The sequence below is a fragment of the Pseudomonas asiatica genome (genome assembly GCF_009932335.1).
In the GTDB taxonomy this organism is placed as follows: Bacteria; Pseudomonadota; Gammaproteobacteria; order Pseudomonadales; family Pseudomonadaceae; genus Aquipseudomonas; species Aquipseudomonas asiatica.
In genome coordinates this window covers 453,928-469,811 of record NZ_BLJF01000001.1, presented here as the reverse complement: position 1 = coordinate 469,811, position 15,884 = coordinate 453,928, and the positions used below count along the sequence as shown (strand labels likewise).

The 15,884-nt window shown below is 62.4% G+C and carries 16 protein-coding genes; 1 reads left to right on the top strand and 15 read right to left on the bottom strand.

Annotated elements, in window-relative coordinates; genetic code table 11:
• Positions 1 to 158: 158 nt before the first annotated feature.
• The 15 genes from rnhB to rpsB all read right to left on the bottom strand — a co-directional run bounded on the left by rnhB (position 159) and on the right by rpsB (position 14,743).
• Positions 159 to 782: a ribonuclease HII gene (rnhB, locus tag GYA95_RS02130; RefSeq protein ID WP_013971261.1), complete on the bottom strand. Its 624-nt coding sequence runs from the start codon at positions 780 to 782 to the stop codon at positions 159 to 161.
• 1 nt (position 783) lies between these two features.
• A complete protein-coding gene (gene lpxB / locus GYA95_RS02125) occupies positions 784 to 1,911 on the bottom strand; it encodes a lipid-A-disaccharide synthase (protein ID WP_161551232.1) in 1,128 nt (375 codons plus the stop codon).
• 1 nt (position 1,912) lies between these two features.
• On the bottom strand, positions 1,913 to 2,689 hold the full coding sequence (lpxA, locus tag GYA95_RS02120; protein ID WP_015269198.1) for an acyl-ACP--UDP-N-acetylglucosamine O-acyltransferase: 777 nt from the start codon (positions 2,687 to 2,689) through the stop codon (positions 1,913 to 1,915).
• Entirely contained in the window at positions 2,686 to 3,126 is a 441-nt protein-coding gene (gene fabZ / locus GYA95_RS02115; RefSeq protein WP_004375427.1) for a 3-hydroxyacyl-ACP dehydratase FabZ, read from the bottom strand. Before fabZ ends, lpxA begins: the two co-directional genes overlap by 4 nt.
• A gap of 114 nt (positions 3,127 to 3,240) precedes the next feature.
• A complete protein-coding gene (gene lpxD / locus GYA95_RS02110) occupies positions 3,241 to 4,296 on the bottom strand; it encodes a UDP-3-O-(3-hydroxymyristoyl)glucosamine N-acyltransferase (RefSeq protein WP_013971258.1) in 1,056 nt (351 codons plus the stop codon).
• Position 4,297: 1 nt separating this feature from the next.
• Positions 4,298 to 4,801: an OmpH/Skp family outer membrane protein gene (locus GYA95_RS02105; protein WP_015269197.1), complete on the bottom strand. Its 504-nt coding sequence runs from the start codon at positions 4,799 to 4,801 to the stop codon at positions 4,298 to 4,300.
• A gap of 44 nt (positions 4,802 to 4,845) precedes the next feature.
• Positions 4,846 to 7,206 (bottom strand): outer membrane protein assembly factor BamA, encoded by a 2,361-nt coding sequence (gene bamA, locus GYA95_RS02100; protein WP_013971256.1) that lies wholly within the window; start codon positions 7,204 to 7,206, stop codon positions 4,846 to 4,848.
• A gap of 74 nt (positions 7,207 to 7,280) precedes the next feature.
• Positions 7,281 to 8,633 carry an RIP metalloprotease RseP gene (rseP, locus tag GYA95_RS02095; RefSeq protein ID WP_015269196.1) on the bottom strand — a complete coding sequence of 451 codons (1,353 nt, stop codon included), beginning with the start codon at positions 8,631 to 8,633 and terminating at the stop codon, positions 7,281 to 7,283.
• Between the two features lie 71 nt (positions 8,634 to 8,704).
• Positions 8,705 to 9,895 (bottom strand): 1-deoxy-D-xylulose-5-phosphate reductoisomerase, encoded by a 1,191-nt coding sequence (gene ispC, locus GYA95_RS02090; RefSeq protein WP_015269195.1) that lies wholly within the window; start codon positions 9,893 to 9,895, stop codon positions 8,705 to 8,707.
• Positions 9,892 to 10,707, bottom strand: a complete 816-nt coding sequence (locus GYA95_RS02085; RefSeq protein ID WP_013971253.1) for a phosphatidate cytidylyltransferase — start codon at positions 10,705 to 10,707, stop codon at positions 9,892 to 9,894. The genes ispC and GYA95_RS02085 overlap by 4 nt, the downstream gene beginning before the upstream one ends.
• Complete coding sequence (gene uppS / locus GYA95_RS02080) at positions 10,707 to 11,462, bottom strand: polyprenyl diphosphate synthase (RefSeq protein WP_015269194.1); 756 nt, start codon at positions 11,460 to 11,462, stop codon at positions 10,707 to 10,709. Before uppS ends, GYA95_RS02085 begins: the two co-directional genes overlap by 1 nt.
• A gap of 15 nt (positions 11,463 to 11,477) precedes the next feature.
• Positions 11,478 to 12,035 (bottom strand): ribosome recycling factor, encoded by a 558-nt coding sequence (frr, locus tag GYA95_RS02075; protein WP_004375414.1) that lies wholly within the window; start codon positions 12,033 to 12,035, stop codon positions 11,478 to 11,480.
• Positions 12,032 to 12,775, bottom strand: coding sequence for a UMP kinase (pyrH, locus tag GYA95_RS02070; RefSeq protein ID WP_003252294.1), 744 nt, complete (start codon positions 12,773 to 12,775; stop codon positions 12,032 to 12,034). The genes frr and pyrH overlap by 4 nt, the downstream gene beginning before the upstream one ends.
• 180 nt (positions 12,776 to 12,955) lie before the next feature.
• Entirely contained in the window at positions 12,956 to 13,819 is an 864-nt protein-coding gene (tsf, locus tag GYA95_RS02065; RefSeq protein ID WP_015269193.1) for a translation elongation factor Ts, read from the bottom strand.
• Positions 13,820 to 14,005: 186 nt separating this feature from the next.
• Positions 14,006 to 14,743, bottom strand: coding sequence for a 30S ribosomal protein S2 (rpsB, locus tag GYA95_RS02060; protein WP_003252287.1), 738 nt, complete (start codon positions 14,741 to 14,743; stop codon positions 14,006 to 14,008).
• Between the two features lie 346 nt (positions 14,744 to 15,089).
• Here rpsB and map point away from each other — a divergent pair, with 346 nt between their 5' ends.
• Positions 15,090 to 15,872: a type I methionyl aminopeptidase gene (gene map, locus GYA95_RS02055; protein WP_004375406.1), complete on the top strand. Its 783-nt coding sequence runs from the start codon at positions 15,090 to 15,092 to the stop codon at positions 15,870 to 15,872.
• The last annotated feature ends 12 nt before the right edge of the window (positions 15,873 to 15,884 follow it).

Sequence of the window (15,884 nt, the reverse complement as noted above, 5' to 3'; positions counted from 1 at the left end):
AGGGCGGGATTGTAGCGTAAATGGGGATGTTTTTTGGGGCTGCTTCGCAGCCCTTCGCGGGCACGCCCGCTCCCAGAGGAATATCATCGCCCTCGGGAACGGCGCCATACCTGTGGGAGCGGGCGTGCCCGCGAAGGGCCGCAAGGCGGCCCCAGAGGTCAGATCAGGGAGTCGGTGACGCCTTCACGTGCGTCCCACGCAGCCCGCACCGGGGCAAAGGAGCGCCGATGAATGGGCGTAGGCCCCAACCGTGCCAGCGCCTCGAGGTGCACCGGGGTCGGGTACCCCTTGTGCCCACCAATGCCATAACCCGGGTAGATCAGCTCGAATGCGCTCATCTCCCGGTCACGGGTCACCTTGGCCAGGATCGACGCCGCCGCGATGGCCGGCACCTGGCTATCGCCCTTGACTACCGGCGACGCCGGTACGGCCAGTTTCGGGCAGCGGTTACCGTCGATCAGGGCCAGCTTCGGTGTAATGTGCAGGCCTTCCACCGCGCGCTGCATGGCCAGCATGGTCGCATGCAGGATGTTCAGGCGGTCGATTTCCTCGACCTCGGCACGCGCGATGCAGAAGCTCAAGGCCTTTTCGCAGATCTCGTCGAACAGCGCTTCGCGCTTGGCTTCGGTGAGTTTCTTCGAATCGTTCAGGCCGAGGATCGGGCGCGCCGGGTCGAGGATCACCGCCGCGGTCACGACTGCACCGCACAGCGGGCCACGGCCCACTTCGTCGACGCCCGCGACCAGGTCCTCGACCAGGTTGAAGTCCAGTCCAATTTGCATGTCAGCGGTCCTTGAGCAAGGCCAGTACCGCCTCGGCCGCCTGGTTGGAGGCGTCACGGCGAAGGGTGCGGTGAATTTCGTCGAAACTTTCGGTCTGCCGGCTGCCATCGGCTACCAGCGGCGCCAGGGTATTGGCCAGTGCTTCGCTGGTGGCGTCATCCTGCAGCAGCTCGGGTACCAGCGCACGCTGGGCCAGCAGGTTCGGCAACGAAACGTAGGGGCTCTTTACCAGGCGTTTGAGGATCCAGTAGGTCAGGGGCGCCAGGCGATAGGCCACAACCATCGGCCGCTTGTACAGCAGCGCTTCGAGGGTGGCAGTACCCGAGGCGATCAGCACCGCGTCACAGGCCGCCAAAGCCTGGTGCGACTGGCCATCGAGCAGGGTCAGCGGCAGCTTACGCCCTTCGAGCATCTGCTCGACCTGGGCGCGCCGCGCGGCATTGGCACAGGGCAGTACGAAACGCACGCCCGGTACCTGCTGGCGCAGCCTTTGGGCAGCATCCAGGAACAGTGCCCCCAGGCGCCCTACTTCGCCGCCCCGGCTACCCGGCATCAACGCCACTACCGGCCCTTCGCCCAGGCCCAGCGCGGCACGCGCCGCAGGACGGTCGGCTTCTAGCGGGATGGTATCGGCCAACGGGTGGCCAACGAAGCGCACTGGCACGCCCTGCTCTTCATAGAACCGCGCCTCGAATGGCAACAGCGTCAGCATCAGGTCGCAGCCTTCGCGAATCTTCAGCACACGCTTCTGCCGCCAGGCCCATACCGACGGGCTGACGTAGTGCACGGTCTTGATCCCGGCCTGACGCAGTTTCAGTTCGATGTTGAGGGTGAAGTCGGGGGCATCGATGCCGATGAACACATCGGGCTTTTCGCCGATCAGGGTCTCGATCAGCAGCTTGCGCCGCTTGAGCAGCTCGCGCAGGCGCCCCAGCACTTCGACCAGGCCCATGACGGCCAGGCGCTCCATGGGGAAATAGGATTGCAGGCCTTCGGTTTCCATCAAGGGACCACCAACGCCGATGAACCGTACATCGGGGTGGCGTGCCTTGATGGCACGCATCAAGCCTGAACCGAGAATATCGCCGCTGGCCTCACCTGCGACCAAGGCTACGCAAAGCTGGGCCATGTCAGCGGGTGATGCCGCGGGCGGAGTTCACGATCGACTGGCGGAACAGATCGACCTCAGGGTGCTTCGCAGCCAGTTCGTCCAGCTCCTTGAGCGCGTCTTCGACGGTCAGGCCCTGGCGATAGACAATCTTGTAGCAACGGCGCAGCACATGGATCACCTCGTCGCTGAAACCCCGGCGGCGCATGCCTTCGAAGTTCATGCTGCGGGCTTCGGCCGGGCTGCCGAACACGGTGACGAAGGCTGGGACATCCTTGCCGATCGCCGTGCCCATGCCGGAAAACGCGTGGGCACCGATATGGCAGTACTGGTGCACCAGGGTGTAACCGGACAGGATCGCCCAATCCCCCACGTGCACATGGCCGGCCAAGGCCGTGTTGTTGACCAGGATGCAGTGGTTGCCGATAACGCTGTCGTGGCCGATGTGGGCATAGGCCATGATCAGGTTATGGTCACCGACGGTGGTTTCCGAACGGTCCTGGACGGTACCGCGGTGAATGGTCACCCCTTCGCGGATCACATTGTGGTCACCGATCACCAGGCGCGTCGGCTCACCCTTGTACTTGAGGTCCGGGGTGTCTTCGCCGATCGAGGAAAACTGAAAGATACGGTTGTGCTTGCCGATGCGGGTCGGCCCTTTGAGCACAACATGCGGGCCGATAACGGTGCCCTCCCCGATCTCCACATCAGGGCCAATGATCGACCAGGGGCCGACCTCGACACCATCGGCCAGCCTGGCCGAGGGGTCGATAATGGCCCGAGGATCAATCGAATTCATAGGGAGCGTTCCGCACAGGTGATTTCTGCCGAGCAAACCGGCTTGCCGTCGACCAGGGCGCGGCACTCGAATTTCCAGATCATGCTCTTGCGGCTGAGGAACTTCGCCTCCAGCACAAGCTGGTCACCCGGCAGTACCGGCTGACGGAAACGCAGCTTGTCGGAGCCGACGAAGTAGTACAGGGTGCCATCGGCCGGTTTGGCGTCGAGCATCTTGAAACCGAGGATACCCGCGGCCTGTGCCATGGCTTCGATGATCAGGACGCCCGGCATGATCGGGTGCGCCGGGAAATGGCCGTTGAAGAACGGCTCGTTGATGCTGACATTCTTGTAGGCACGAATGCTCTGGGCCTCGTAGTCCAGCTCCGTCACGCGGTCCACCAACAGGAACGGGTAACGGTGAGGCAGGTATTCGCGAATCTCGTTGATGTCCATCATTTCGGGGGGGAAGCCTGTAATAAGAATAGGGAGCGCAGGTGCTGACCACACGCTCCTTTTGCAGTCCAAAGAGGAGCCAGCTAGCGACTGTTCACTCTTGCTCAGGGAATGGTATCAGCCTTCTGATGTCGGCTGGCCACCTGAGGTCACGGTATCGACGCGTTTTTCCAGCTGCTGGAGACGCTTGGCCATGTCGTCCAGGTGGCGGATACGCGCGGCGCTCTTGCGCCATTCAGCCAGTGGCTGCATGGCAGTGCCGGAAGAATAGGCACCCGGTTCGGTGATCGAACGGGTCACCATGGTCATCCCGGACACGAAAACGTTATCACAGACATCGATATGACCCACCATGCCGACACCTCCGGCAATGGTGCAATGCTTGCCGATGCGCGTGCTGCCGGAAATCCCGACGCAGGCAGCCATGGCCGTGTGCTCACCGATCTGCACGTTGTGGGCGATCTGGATCTGGTTGTCGAGCTTGACCCCATCAGCGATGCGCGTATCCGACAGTGCCCCGCGATCGACCGCAGTGTTGACACCGATTTCCACGTCGTCGCCGATGGTAACACCACCGATCTGGGCAATTTTGCGCCACACGCCCTTCTCGTTGGCAAAACCGAAGCCTTCACCGCCAATCACGGCACCTGACTGGATGACCACACGCTTGCCGATGGTCACATCATGGTACAGGGTGACCCTCGGGGCCAGCCAGCCGCCCTCACCGATCACGCAACGGGCACCGACCACACAGTGTGCACCCACACTGACATTAGCCGCGATGCGCGCACCGCTTTCGATGACCGCGAACGGCCCGATGCTGGCACTGGCGTCCACCTGCGCGTCCTCGGCCACCACGGCGCTGGGATGAATACCCGCCACAGCCTTGGGTTTGGGGTCGAACAGGTGGGAGATGCGCGCATAGGCCAGATACGGGTCGGCGACGATCAGCGCATTGCCGGCAAAGCCTTCGGCGTCCGCCGCCTTCAGCAGCACCGCAGCCGCCTGGCTGCTATCCAGGAACTTGCGGTACTGCGGGTTGGCGAGGAAGCTCAACTGACCTGGGCCAGCCTCCTGCAAGGTGGCCAGCCCGGTAATCTGCAGCGCCTCGGGCCCCTTGAGAGTGGCGCCGAGGGCCTCGGCCAACTGGCCTAGCGTCATGGTCACAGTCATATCAACGGGCTTGGTTCATGCGCTCGATGACCTGGCGGGTGATGTCGTACTGAGGCTTGACATCGATGACCGCGCCACGCTCGAGGACCAGGTCGTAACCACCCTTCTTGATCACTTCCTCGACAGCGCCATCCAGCTTCGGCTTCAGTTGCTTGAGCATGTCGCGGTCAGCAACGGCCTTGGCTTCGTTCAGTTCCTTGGACTGGAACTGGAAGTCACGGGCCTTCTGCTTGAACTCGAGTTCCAGGCGCTCGCGCTCCTGCTGCTGCATCTTGTCGCCGCCCTTGATCAGACGGTCCTGGATGCCCTTGGCGCTGCTTTCCAGGCTTTTCAGCTTGGTCAGTTGCGGGCCGAACTTCTTCTCGGCATCCACCGCGTATTTCTTGGCGGCGTCCGACTCCAGCAGGGCCATCTGATAGTTCAGGACGGCAACCTTCATTTCGGCGAAAGCCGGGGTGGCGACAAGCGCCGCGGCCACTACGGCCAGTTGGGTCAACTTACGCACGATGCACTCCTGGATAAACCGTTGTCATTAAGCGAGGGCCGACCTCAGAAGGTCTGGCCCAGAGAGAATTGGAACACCTGGGTGTCGGCATCGTCCGGCTTCTTGACCGGCATTGCCAGGCTGAAGCTCAGCGGGCCCAGTGCGGTGATCCAGGTCACGCCCAGGCCGACCGAGCTGGCCATACCCGAGAAACCGACCTTCTCGCAATCAGGCTGGTTGCCGCAATTGGTGTCGAACACGTTACCCACATCCCAGAACACGGACGTGCGCAGCGAACGCTGATCCTTGACGAATGGCAGCGGGAACAGCAGCTCCACACCACCTTGTACCAGCACGTTGCCACCAAACGGCAACGGATCCTGGTCCGGGTCGGCGATGGTGCCTGGCTTGCCACCGTTGGCCTCGCCGCGGCTTGGGGTACTGCGTGGGCCCAGGCTGCTGTCCTTGAAGCCACGGACGGAGTTGAAGCCACCCGCGAAATAGTTCTCGTAGAACGGCAGGCCGGAGGTGCTGCCGTAACCATCACCATAGCCCAGCTCGGTGTGCAGGCGCAGGGTGTAGTCGTTGGTAATCGGCTTGAACAGCTGGCCGCGATAGTCGAGCTTGAAGAACGACAGGTCGCTGCCCGGAATGGTGGATTCCAGGGTCAGGCTTTGCGAGTGACCACGGGTCGCCAGCACGCCTTTGTTCAGGGTCGACTCCGACCAGCCGATCGAGGCCTTGAAGTTCAGGAAGCTGTCGCCTTCCTCTTCGAGGAAATCGAAGATCTCGTCAACGGTGTACTTGCCGGTCTTGATCTTGTCCTGCTGCACGCTCAGGCCATAGGTCAGGCGCGAGGTCTCGCTGATCGGGTAGCCGAGGCTGACGCCTGCACCGTAGCTGTCCACCGCGTAGCTGGCCACGTCGACGTCGAGGTCGTCGTAGTCGGTGCTGCGGTAGAAGGCGTTGTAACCCAGGCTCACGCCATCGGCAGTGAAGTAGGGGTCAACGAAGCCGAAGTTGTAGCGGGTCTGGTATTCCGAACGGGTCAGGCCGATGGATACCTTGTTACCGGTACCGAGGAAGTTGCTCTGGCTGATCGAACCACCGAGGATCAGGCCGGCGCTCTGGGCGAAACCGACGCTGGCGGTGATCGAGCCGGAGGCCTGTTCCTCGACGCTGTAGTTGACGTCGACCTGGTCGTCGGTGCCCGGCACCGGCGGGGTCTCGACGTTCACTTCCTTGAAGAAGCCCAGGCGTTCCAGGCGGGTCTTGGACTGGTCGATCAGGTAGGTCGAGGCCCAGCCGCCTTCCATCTGGCGCATTTCGCGACGCAGCACTTCGTCTTCGGTCTTGGTGTTGCCGCGGTAGTTGATGCGGTTGACGTAGGCACGCTTGCCCGGGTCGACCACGAACATGATGTCGACGGTGTGGTCTTCATCGTTCGGCTGCGGCACACCGTTGACGTTGGCGAAGGTGTAGCCTTCGTTACCCAGGCGGCGGGTGATCAGCTCGGAGGTGCTGGTCATCACCTTGCGCGAGAACACCTGGCCAGGCTGCACCAGCAGCAGCGACTTGACCTGATCTTCCGGCACCTTCAGGTCACCGGACAGCTTCACGTCACGGACGGTGTACTTCTCGCCTTCGTTGATATTGACGGTGATGTAGACGTGTTTCTTGTCCGGCGTGATGGACACCTGGGTGGAGGCGATGTCCATGTTGATGTAGCCGCGGTCCAGGTAGTAGGAACGCAGGCGCTCCAGGTCACCGGAGAGCTTTTCGCGGGCGTACTTGTCGTCGTTCTTGAAGAACGACAGCCAGTTGGTGGTCTTCAGCTCGAACAGCTGCGCCAGGGTCTCGTCGTCGAACACGTTGTTGCCAACGATGTTGATGTGCTGAATGGCGGCGACGGTGCCTTCGTTGATCTTGATCTTCAGCGCCACGCGGTTGCGCGGCTGCGGCACCACCTCGGCGTCGACCTCGGCCGAATAGCGGCCCTGGGCCACGTATTGGCGCTGCAGTTCGTTACGCACACCTTCGAGGGTGGCACGCTGGAAGATCTCGCCTTCGGCCAGGCCGGATTGCTTCAGGCCTTTCATCAGGTCTTCGGTGCTGATGGCCTTGTTGCCTTCGATCTCGATGCTCGACACCGACGGGCGTTCGACCACGTTGATGATCAGGACATTGCCATCGCGGTTCAGCTGAATGTCCTGGAAGAAGCCGGTCTTGAACAGGGAACGGGTCGACTCCACCAGTCGGCGGTCATCGGCCTGGTCGCCGACGTTCAGCGGCAAGGCACCGAAGACACTGCCGGCGGAAACCCGCTGCAGGCCGTTGACGCGGATATCGGAGATGGTGAAGGACTCGGCGTGAACTTCAGCGATCATCAGTGCGGACATGACCGCAGTTAGCAGCAGACGTTTCATGAAGTCCTTTTATTCCAACTGGCAATAAACAGCCCGCCGCGACAAGACGGCAGGTTTCGCAATTGAGCGAAGCTTTATAGTCGACCCAGATCGTTGATCAGGGCGAGCAACATCACCCCTATGACCAAACTGATACCGATCTGGACCCCCCAACCTTGCACCCGATCCGACAGCGGACGACCGCGCACCCACTCGACCAGGTAAAACAGCAAATGCCCCCCATCCAGAACCGGGATGGGCAGCAGGTTAAGAACCCCCAGGCTTATGCTCAGGTAGGCCAGGAAATTCAGGAAATCCCCCACGCCGGACTGGGCTGAAGCGCCCGCCACTTTAGCAATGGTTATCGGTCCGCTCAAGTTTTTTACCGAGAGCTCCCCGAACAGCATTTTCTTCAGCGATTCAAGGGTCAGGACGCTCATGTTCCAGGTGCGTGACAAGCCCTCACTCACCGCATCCAGCGGGCCGTAGCTGACTTCGCGAAGCATGTTGGCAGGCCATTCGCCACCTTTTACCCCGGCGCCCAGATAGCCGCCGGCCGCCTTGCCCTCGCCCTTGCGCGCCAGGGTGACCGGGACGTCCAGCGCAGCACCATCGCGCTCGACACGCACAAGAACCTTGGCTTGCGGGCGGGCCCGCACGGCATCGACCATCTGCTGCCATTCGCTCACTGCCACGCCATCGAGGGCCAGCAGCTTGTCACCGGTTTTCAGGCCCGCAGCGGCAGCCGGCCCCTTCGGATCGATCTCGGCCAACACCGGCAAGATCGCCGGGCGCCAAGGGTGCAGCCCAAGGGACTGGATCGGGTCCGGCTCGTCGGCGCCCTTGAGCCAGCTGTCCAGCTTCACCTGCAGCTGGCGCTCGGCGCTGGTGCCCTCTTCACGCACGCCAATCTGCAAGGTGCCGCTCTCGCCCAGGCGGCGAACCAGTTGCAGGTTGACCGCAGACCAACCATTGGTCGGCTTGCCGTCGATGGAGACGATTTCCTGACCTGCGGTCAGGCCTGCCGATGCTGCCAGGCTGCCCGCATCGACCGCGCCGATCACCGGGCGGATCTGCTGGGTACCCAGCATCGCCAGCACCCAGAAGAACAGGATGGCCAGCAGGAAGTTGGCAACCGGGCCCGCCGCGACGATCGCGATGCGCTGGCGCACGGACTTGCGGTTGAACGACTGCTCGATCAGCGCCGGCGGCACGTCCCCCTCGCGCTCGTCGAGCATCTTGACGTAGCCACCCAGCGGGATCGCCGCGACCACGAACTCGGTGCCATGGCGGTCATGCCAGCGCAGCAGCGGCGTGCCGAAGCCCACCGAGAAGCGCAGCACCTTGACACCGCAGCGGCGTGCCACCCAGAAGTGGCCGAATTCATGGAAAGTGACCAGTACACCCAAGGCTACGAGGGTGCCGATAATCATGTAGAGCGCTGTCATATCCATCTCCGAATGATGTTCAGCGGGCTGGCATCATGCCCAGCCCCCTCGTGAACCGTGGCGGGCCTGCATCAGCGACCGTGACGCCTCAGCCACTCACGGGAAAGCTCCCGGGCACGCTGGTCGGCGGCGAACACCGCGTCCAACGACGGCAGCGGTACGACGGGCTCCTGATCGAGCACCTGTTCGATCATACCCGCGATCTCCGGGAAGCGGATACGCCGCTGGAGAAATGCCTCGACTGCGACCTCGTTTGCCGCATTGAGCACGGCCGGTGCGCTGTTGCCGGCCTCGGCAGCCTGCCGCGCCAGGCGCAGGCAAGGGAAGCGCTGTTCGTCGGGCGCCTGGAAGTCCAGACGGGCGATGGCGAACAGGTCCAGCGGTGCCACACCGGAATCGATCCGCTCGGGCCAGGCCAGGGCGTTGGCGATGGGTGTGCGCATGTCCGGGTTACCCAACTGCGCCAGCACCGAACCGTCCACATAATCCACCAGGGAGTGGATCACGCTCTGCGGGTGCACTACCACCTCGACCTTGGCCGGTGCGGCATCGAACAACCAGCAGGCCTCGATCAGCTCCAGGCCCTTGTTCATCATGCTGGCCGAATCCACGGAAATCTTGCGCCCCATGGACCAGTTGGGGTGCGCGCAGGCCTGTTCCGGGGTGACGTCCAGCAACGCCTCGACGGGCGTCTCGCGGAACGGGCCACCGGAGGCAGTAAGCAGGATCCGGCGCACGCCGACGGCACTCAGGCCGCGCGCGTAGTCGCCGGGCATGCACTGGAAGATCGCATTATGCTCGCTGTCGATCGGCAGCAGCACGGCACCACTGCGCCGCACCGCCTCCATGAACAGCGCGCCGGACATCACCAGCGCCTCCTTGTTGGCCAGCAACACCTTCTTGCCCGCCTCGACCGCCGCCAGGGTGGGGCGCAGGCCGGCGGCGCCGACGATGGACGCCATCACCGCGTCCACTTCCGACGCAGAAGCCACCTGGCACAACCCGGCCTCGCCTTCCAGCACCTCGGTGGCGCAACCTGCCGCAACCAGGCTTTCGCGCAGTCGCGCGGCCGCCTCGGCATTCGGTACCACGGCGAATGTCGGCCGATGGCGCACGCACAGCGCAAGCAATTCGTCGATACGCGAATAGCCACTCAGGGCGAACACCTGATAACGGTCGGGATGGCGCGCGATGACATCCAGCGTGCTCAGGCCGATGGAGCCGGTGGCCCCGAGCACGGTAATACGCTGCGGACGGCTCACATCACACCCCATTCGGCGGCCCACAGCAGCACGGCGAAAATCGGGATCGCCGCAGTCAGGCTGTCGATGCGATCGAGTACCCCACCATGGCCAGGCAACAGGTTGCTGCTGTCCTTGATGCCGGAACGGCGCTTGAACATGCTTTCGGTCAGGTCACCGACCACCGAAGACATGACCACCAGGGCTGCACTCAGCAGGCCCAGCAGAATCTGGCCGAAGCCCCAGTCGCGACTGATGCCGACCACCAGGGTAATCACCAGGCTGACCGCCAGGCCGCCATACACGCCTTCCCAGCTTTTGCCAGGGCTCACCTGAGGCGCCAGCTTGCGCTTGCCGAAGGCACGGCCGGAGAAGTACGCGCCAATATCGGCAGCCCACACCAGCACCATGACCGACAGGATCAGCCAGTTACCCAGCGGCCAGTGCTTGAGCAGCACCAGACCCTGCCAGGCCGGCAGCAAAACCAGCAGGCCGATCAGCAACCGGCAGGCTGCACTGGCCCACAGCTCGCTACTACGTGGATAGGTAAGCACCAGCCAGGTGGCCAACCCCCACCAGATCACCGCAGCGCCCAGCACCCAGGGCGCCAGCTCCGGAAGGATGTACAGCAGCATCAGCGCTCCGGCGACGACCACGGCATAGGCGATGCGCAGCGGCTGGGCCATGAGCCCGGCCAGGCGCGCCCACTCCCAGGCGCCGAGGGTCACCACGAAGCCGATGAACAGGGCGAAGTCCCCACCGTTGAGCAGGAAGAAGCCACCCAGCGCGATCGGCAGCAGGATCAGCGCGGTAATGATGCGTTGTTTAAGCATTAAGCACGAGCTCCAGCCTCGACCTGCTCGCTGGTCTTACCGAAGCGGCGCTGGCGCGAAGCGAAATCGGCCAGGGCGTTGCGCATGGCCTCGTGTTTGAAGTCCGGCCAGTACAGGTCGGAGAAGTACAGCTCGGCGTAGGCCAGCTGCCACAACAGGAAGTTGCTGATGCGGTGCTCGCCACCGGTGCGGATGCACAGGTCCGGCAGCGGCAACTCGCCGGTTGCCAGGCAGGTCTGCAGCAGGCCCGGGGTGATGTCTTCCGGGCGCAGGTGCCCGGCTTGCACCTCCCGCGCCAGCCGCTGGGCGGCCTGGGCGATGTCCCACTGGCCACCGTAGTTGGCCGCGATCTGCAGGATGAAGCGGTTGTTGCCGGCGGTGAGCGCCTCGGCCTCGCGCATGGCGGCCTGCAGCTCGGGATGGAAGCGCGAACGGTCACCGATGATACGCAGGCTGATGTTGTTCTCGTTGAGGCGCTTGGCCTCGCGGCGCAGGGCCGAGAAGAACAGTTCCATCAGCGCACCGACCTCTTCGGCGGGACGCTGCCAGTTCTCGCTGGAGAAGGCGAACAGGGTCAGCACCTCGACCCCGGATTCGGCACAGACTTCGATGACCGCGCGAACGGCGTCTACACCCGCCTTGTGCCCGGCAACGCCGGGCAACAGGCGCTTTTTCGCCCAGCGGTTGTTGCCATCCATGATGATCGCGACATGACGCGGCACCGAGGACGGCGCCGCTGGCTTGGTCTTTTCCATTAAAAAGCCCCGGCCTTAGACGGCCATCAGGTCCTTTTCCTTGGCTTTGAAGGCTGCATCGACTTCGGCAACGTACTTGTCGGTCAGCTTCTGGATCTCGTCAGCGGCGCGACGCTCTTCGTCTTCGCTGATTTCCTTGTCCTTGGTCAGCTTCTTCAGGTCGGCCAGAGCGTCACGGCGCACGTTGCGCACGGCTACCTTGGCATCCTCGGCAACGCCGCTGGCCTGCTTGGTGTAGCCCTTGCGGGTTTCCTCGGTCAGGGCCGGCATCGGCACACGAATGGTGGTGCCGGCGCTGGACGGGTTCAGGCCCAGGTCGGAGGTGAGGATGGCCTTTTCGATGGCAGCACTGAGGTTCTTGTCGTGGGCGACGATCTTCAGGGTGCGGGCATCTTCGACGGTGATCGCGGCCACCTGGTTCAGTGGCATCTCGCTACCCCAGGCAGTGACCTTGACGCTGTCCAGGATGCTTGGGTGGGCGCGACCGGTGCGGATTGCCGCGAGGTTGCGAGCCAGGGCTTCGATAGACTTGCCCATGCGCTCCTGCGCGTCTTTCTTGATGTCGTTGATCATGCTTGGCCTTCCTCGATCAGAGTACCTTCAGCGCCACCCACCACGATGTTCAGCAGGGCGCCAGGCTTGTTCATGTTGAATACCCGCAATGGCATCTTGTGGTCACGGCACAGGCAGATTGCGGTCAGGTCCATCACACCCAGCTTGCGATCCAGGACCTCGTCGTAGGTCAGGTGATCGAACTTCTCGGCATGCGGGTCCTTGAATGGATCGGCAGTGTACACACCATCGACCTTGGTCGCCTTCAGCACCACGTCGGCATCGATTTCGATGGCGCGCAGGCAGGCGGCGGAGTCGGTGGTGAAGAACGGGTTGCCGGTACCGGCGGAGAAAATTACCACATCCCCGGAGTTGAGGTGGCGAATAGCTTTGCGACGATCGTAATGATCGGTGACACCGACCATGGAAATGGCCGACATGACCAGGGCCGGGATGTTCGAGCGCTCCAGCGCGTCGCGCATGGCCAGGCCGTTCATCACGGTAGCCAGCATGCCCATGTGGTCACCGGTGACGCGATCCATGCCGGCTGCGCTGAGCGCGGCGCCGCGGAACAAGTTGCCACCACCGATCACCAGGCCGACCTGGACACCGATCCCTACCAGCTGGCCAACTTCGAGGGCCATGCGATCCAGCACTTTCGGGTCGATCCCGAAGTCTTCCGAGCCCATCAGGGCCTCGCCGCTAAGTTTGAGCAAAATGCGTTTATAGCGAGGTTGGCGACCACTCACCTGCTGAGCCATTGCGAGTCTCTCCTGCGGCGTACTTTTAGAAAATTCGTGCGGGCTGTTTGCAGCCTGCTAACTGTAGCGTGGCACCGCTTCGGTGCCAGCGACGACGGGCCTTATAAACCCTTCGCCGTTTTGACAAAGAGGCTGCGCGCGTGAGCGGGCAGCCTCTTTGGGGCGACAGACGGGGCTGTCTTACTGCTTGGCAGCAGCGACCTGAGCGGCAACTTCAGCAGCGAAGTCGTCGACTGGCTTCTCGATGCCTTCGCCTACCTTGAAGTAGGTGAAGGAAACGATTTCAGCGCCGGCTTTCTTGGCCAGATCGCCAACCTTGACTTCCGGGTTCATGACGAAGGCTTGCTCGACCAGCGAGGCTTCGGCCAGGAACTTCGAGATACGACCTTTGATCATGTTCTCGACGATGTTTTCCGGCTTGCCGGCGATCTTGTCAGCGTTCAGCTGCAGGAAGACGCCCTTCTCGCGCTCGATGGCTTCGGCCGATACTTCCGACGGCAGCAGGAACTCAGGGTTCGAAGCTGCAACGTGCATGGCGATGTTCTTGGCCAGATCGACGTCGCCGCCTTTCAGGACAACGGCAGCGCCGATCTTGTTGCCGTGCAGGTAGGCACCGACAACGTCACCTTCAACGCGCACCAGGCGACGGATATTGACGTTCTCGCCGCACTTGGCAACCAGGGCTTCACGAGCAGCTTCACGCGAAGCGATCAGCGGAGCAGCGTCGGTCAGCTTCTGGGCGAAGGCTTCTTCGATGCTGTCGGCAACGAAGTTCTTGAAGTCGTCTTGCAGGGCCAGGAAGTCGGTCTGCGAGTTCACTTCCAGCAGGACGGCGGATTTACCGTCGGTCTTGACGGCGATAGCGCCTTCAGCAGCGACGTTGCCAGCCTTTTTGGCGGCCTTGATGGCGCCCGAGGCACGCATGTCGTCAATGGCTTTTTCGATGTCGCCGCCGGCCTTTTCCAGGGCCTTCTTGCAATCCATCATGCCTTCGCCGGTACGCTCGCGCAGTTCTTTGACCAGCGCTGCAGTAATTGCTGCCATTTCAAAATCCTCTTGGAAAGTTTTTCAACCATTCCACCCGTTCGTCACGGGCGTTCAATTCTGCAAATCCACTGTGTTTATCTCAGCGGGCCCATGATGCGGGGCCGATGCTGACAGCAGGATTTCAAGGTGGCAAAAAGGGGGCAGAGCCCCCTTTTTGCGTGCCAAGTCGACGCTAGCGTCTAATTACTCGGCAGCAGGTGCAGCCGCTTCTTCAGCGTAAACTTCGGTGCCGCCGGCAACGTTGTTGCGGCCGCGGATGACTGCGTCAGCCATCGAAGTCATGTACAGCTCGATAGCGCGGATGGCGTCATCGTTACCTGGGATGATGTAGTCAACACCTTCCGGGCTGCTGTTGGTATCGACAACGCCGATTACCGGGATGCCCAGCTTGTTGGCTTCGGTGATCGCGATGCGCTCGTGATCAACGTCGATAACGAACAGAGCGTCTGGCAGACCACCCATGTCCTTGATGCCGCCCAGGCTGCGATCCAGTTTTTCCAGGTCGCGGGAGCGCATCAGGGCTTCTTTCTTGGTCAGCTTGGCGAAAGTGCCGTCTTCGGCCTGGGTTTCCAGGTCGCGCAGGCGCTTGATCGAAGCGCGGATGGTCTTGTAGTTGGTCAGCATGCCGCCCAACCAACGGTGGTCAACGTACGGCGAACCGCAACGAGCAGCTTGCTCGGCGACGATCTTGCCGGCGGAACGCTTGGTGCCGACGAACAGGATCTTGTTCTTGCCCTGGGCCAGGCGCTCTACGAACGACAGAGCGTCGTTGAACATTGGCAGGGTTTTTTCCAGGTTGACGATGTGGATCTTGTTACGCGCGCCGAAAATGTACTTGCCCATTTTCGGGTTCCAGTAACGGGTCTGGTGGCCGAAGTGCACACCGGCCTTCAGCATATCGCGCATGTTGACTTGGGACATGATAGTTCCTTGATAAGTCGGGTTGGGCCTCCACGTATCCCAATGACCAACCCGCGAATTCTGCAACTCGGGGCACCCAGGTCATCGTGTCGACACGTGTGTGGGTTAAGTGCTGACGGGGTCGTCCCCGAAAGCGGCGCATTTTATACCACAGACCGCGACCGAACGGAACCCGGATACCGTTGCGTCCGTCAGCGGTTTTTGCAGCACCCCGGCTTTCGCGCCAGAATGCCAGCTGTAGACAGCAGCATTGCCGCCTTTATCCCGACCGATCGGCGCCCTGCTCTGCTAGAATCCGGCCTTTCCCGTTTGTTCGCGCCGTGCACGGCGCTGTAGAGAGCCTGTAATGACCGTCACCATCAAGACCGCAGAAGACATCGAGAAGATGCGCATCGCCGGCCGACTGGCCGCCGAGGTGCTGGAAATGATCGAGGAACACGTCAAGCCCGGTGTCACCACCGAAGAGCTGGACCGCCTGTGCCACGACTACATCGTCAACGTCCAGCAGGCCATCCCGGCACCGCTCAACTACAAGGGCTACCCGAAGTCGATCTGCACCTCGATCAACCATGTGGTCTGCCACGGCATCCCCAACGACAAGCCGCTCAAGGACGGTGACACGCTGAACATCGACGTCACCGTGATCAAGGACGGCTACCACGGCGATACCAGCCGCATGTTCCACGTCGGCACCGTGCCGGTATGGGCCGAGCGCCTGTCCAAGGTCACCCAGGAGTGCATGTACAAGGCCATCGAACTGGTCAAGCCGGGCTGCCGACTGGGCGACATCGGCGAAGTGATCCAGAAGCACGCTGAAAAGAACGGTTTCTCGGTGGTACGCGAGTTCTGTGGCCATGGCATCGGCAAGGTGTTCCACGAAGAGCCGCAGATCCTGCACTACGGCCGCGCCGGCACCGGCATGGAGCTGAAGGAAGGCATGACCTTCACCATCGAGCCGATGATCAACCAGGGCAAGGCCGACACCAAGGTGCTGGGCGACGGCTGGACCGCCATCACCAAGGACCGCAAACTCTCGGCCCAGTGGGAGCACACCCTGGTGGTGACCGCGACCGGCTACGAGATCTTCACCCTGCGCAAGGACGACACCATCCCGCGCACCTCGGCCTGACCGCACTCCCAC

Coding starts and splice junctions, on each gene's coding strand:
- rnhB (WP_013971261.1), bottom strand. CDS start 782: ATGCAAATTGGACTGGACTTCAACCTGGTCGAGGACCTGGTCGCGGGC.
- lpxB (WP_161551232.1), bottom strand. CDS start 1,911: ATGGCCCAGCTTTGCGTAGCCTTGGTCGCAGGTGAGGCCAGCGGCGAT.
- lpxA (WP_015269198.1), bottom strand. CDS start 2,689: ATGAATTCGATTGATCCTCGGGCCATTATCGACCCCTCGGCCAGGCTG.
- fabZ (WP_004375427.1), bottom strand. CDS start 3,126: ATGATGGACATCAACGAGATTCGCGAATACCTGCCTCACCGTTACCCG.
- lpxD (WP_013971258.1), bottom strand. CDS start 4,296: ATGACTGTGACCATGACGCTAGGCCAGTTGGCCGAGGCCCTCGGCGCC.
- bamA (WP_013971256.1), bottom strand. CDS start 7,206: ATGAAACGTCTGCTGCTAACTGCGGTCATGTCCGCACTGATGATCGCT.
- rseP (WP_015269196.1), bottom strand. CDS start 8,633: ATGACAGCGCTCTACATGATTATCGGCACCCTCGTAGCCTTGGGTGTA.
- GYA95_RS02085 (WP_013971253.1), bottom strand. CDS start 10,707: ATGCTTAAACAACGCATCATTACCGCGCTGATCCTGCTGCCGATCGCG.
- uppS (WP_015269194.1), bottom strand. CDS start 11,462: ATGGAAAAGACCAAGCCAGCGGCGCCGTCCTCGGTGCCGCGTCATGTC.
- frr (WP_004375414.1), bottom strand. CDS start 12,035: ATGATCAACGACATCAAGAAAGACGCGCAGGAGCGCATGGGCAAGTCT.
- pyrH (WP_003252294.1), bottom strand. CDS start 12,775: ATGGCTCAGCAGGTGAGTGGTCGCCAACCTCGCTATAAACGCATTTTG.
- tsf (WP_015269193.1), bottom strand. CDS start 13,819: ATGGCAGCAATTACTGCAGCGCTGGTCAAAGAACTGCGCGAGCGTACC.
- rpsB (WP_003252287.1), bottom strand. CDS start 14,743: ATGTCCCAAGTCAACATGCGCGATATGCTGAAGGCCGGTGTGCACTTC.
- map (WP_004375406.1), top strand. CDS start 15,090: ATGACCGTCACCATCAAGACCGCAGAAGACATCGAGAAGATGCGCATC.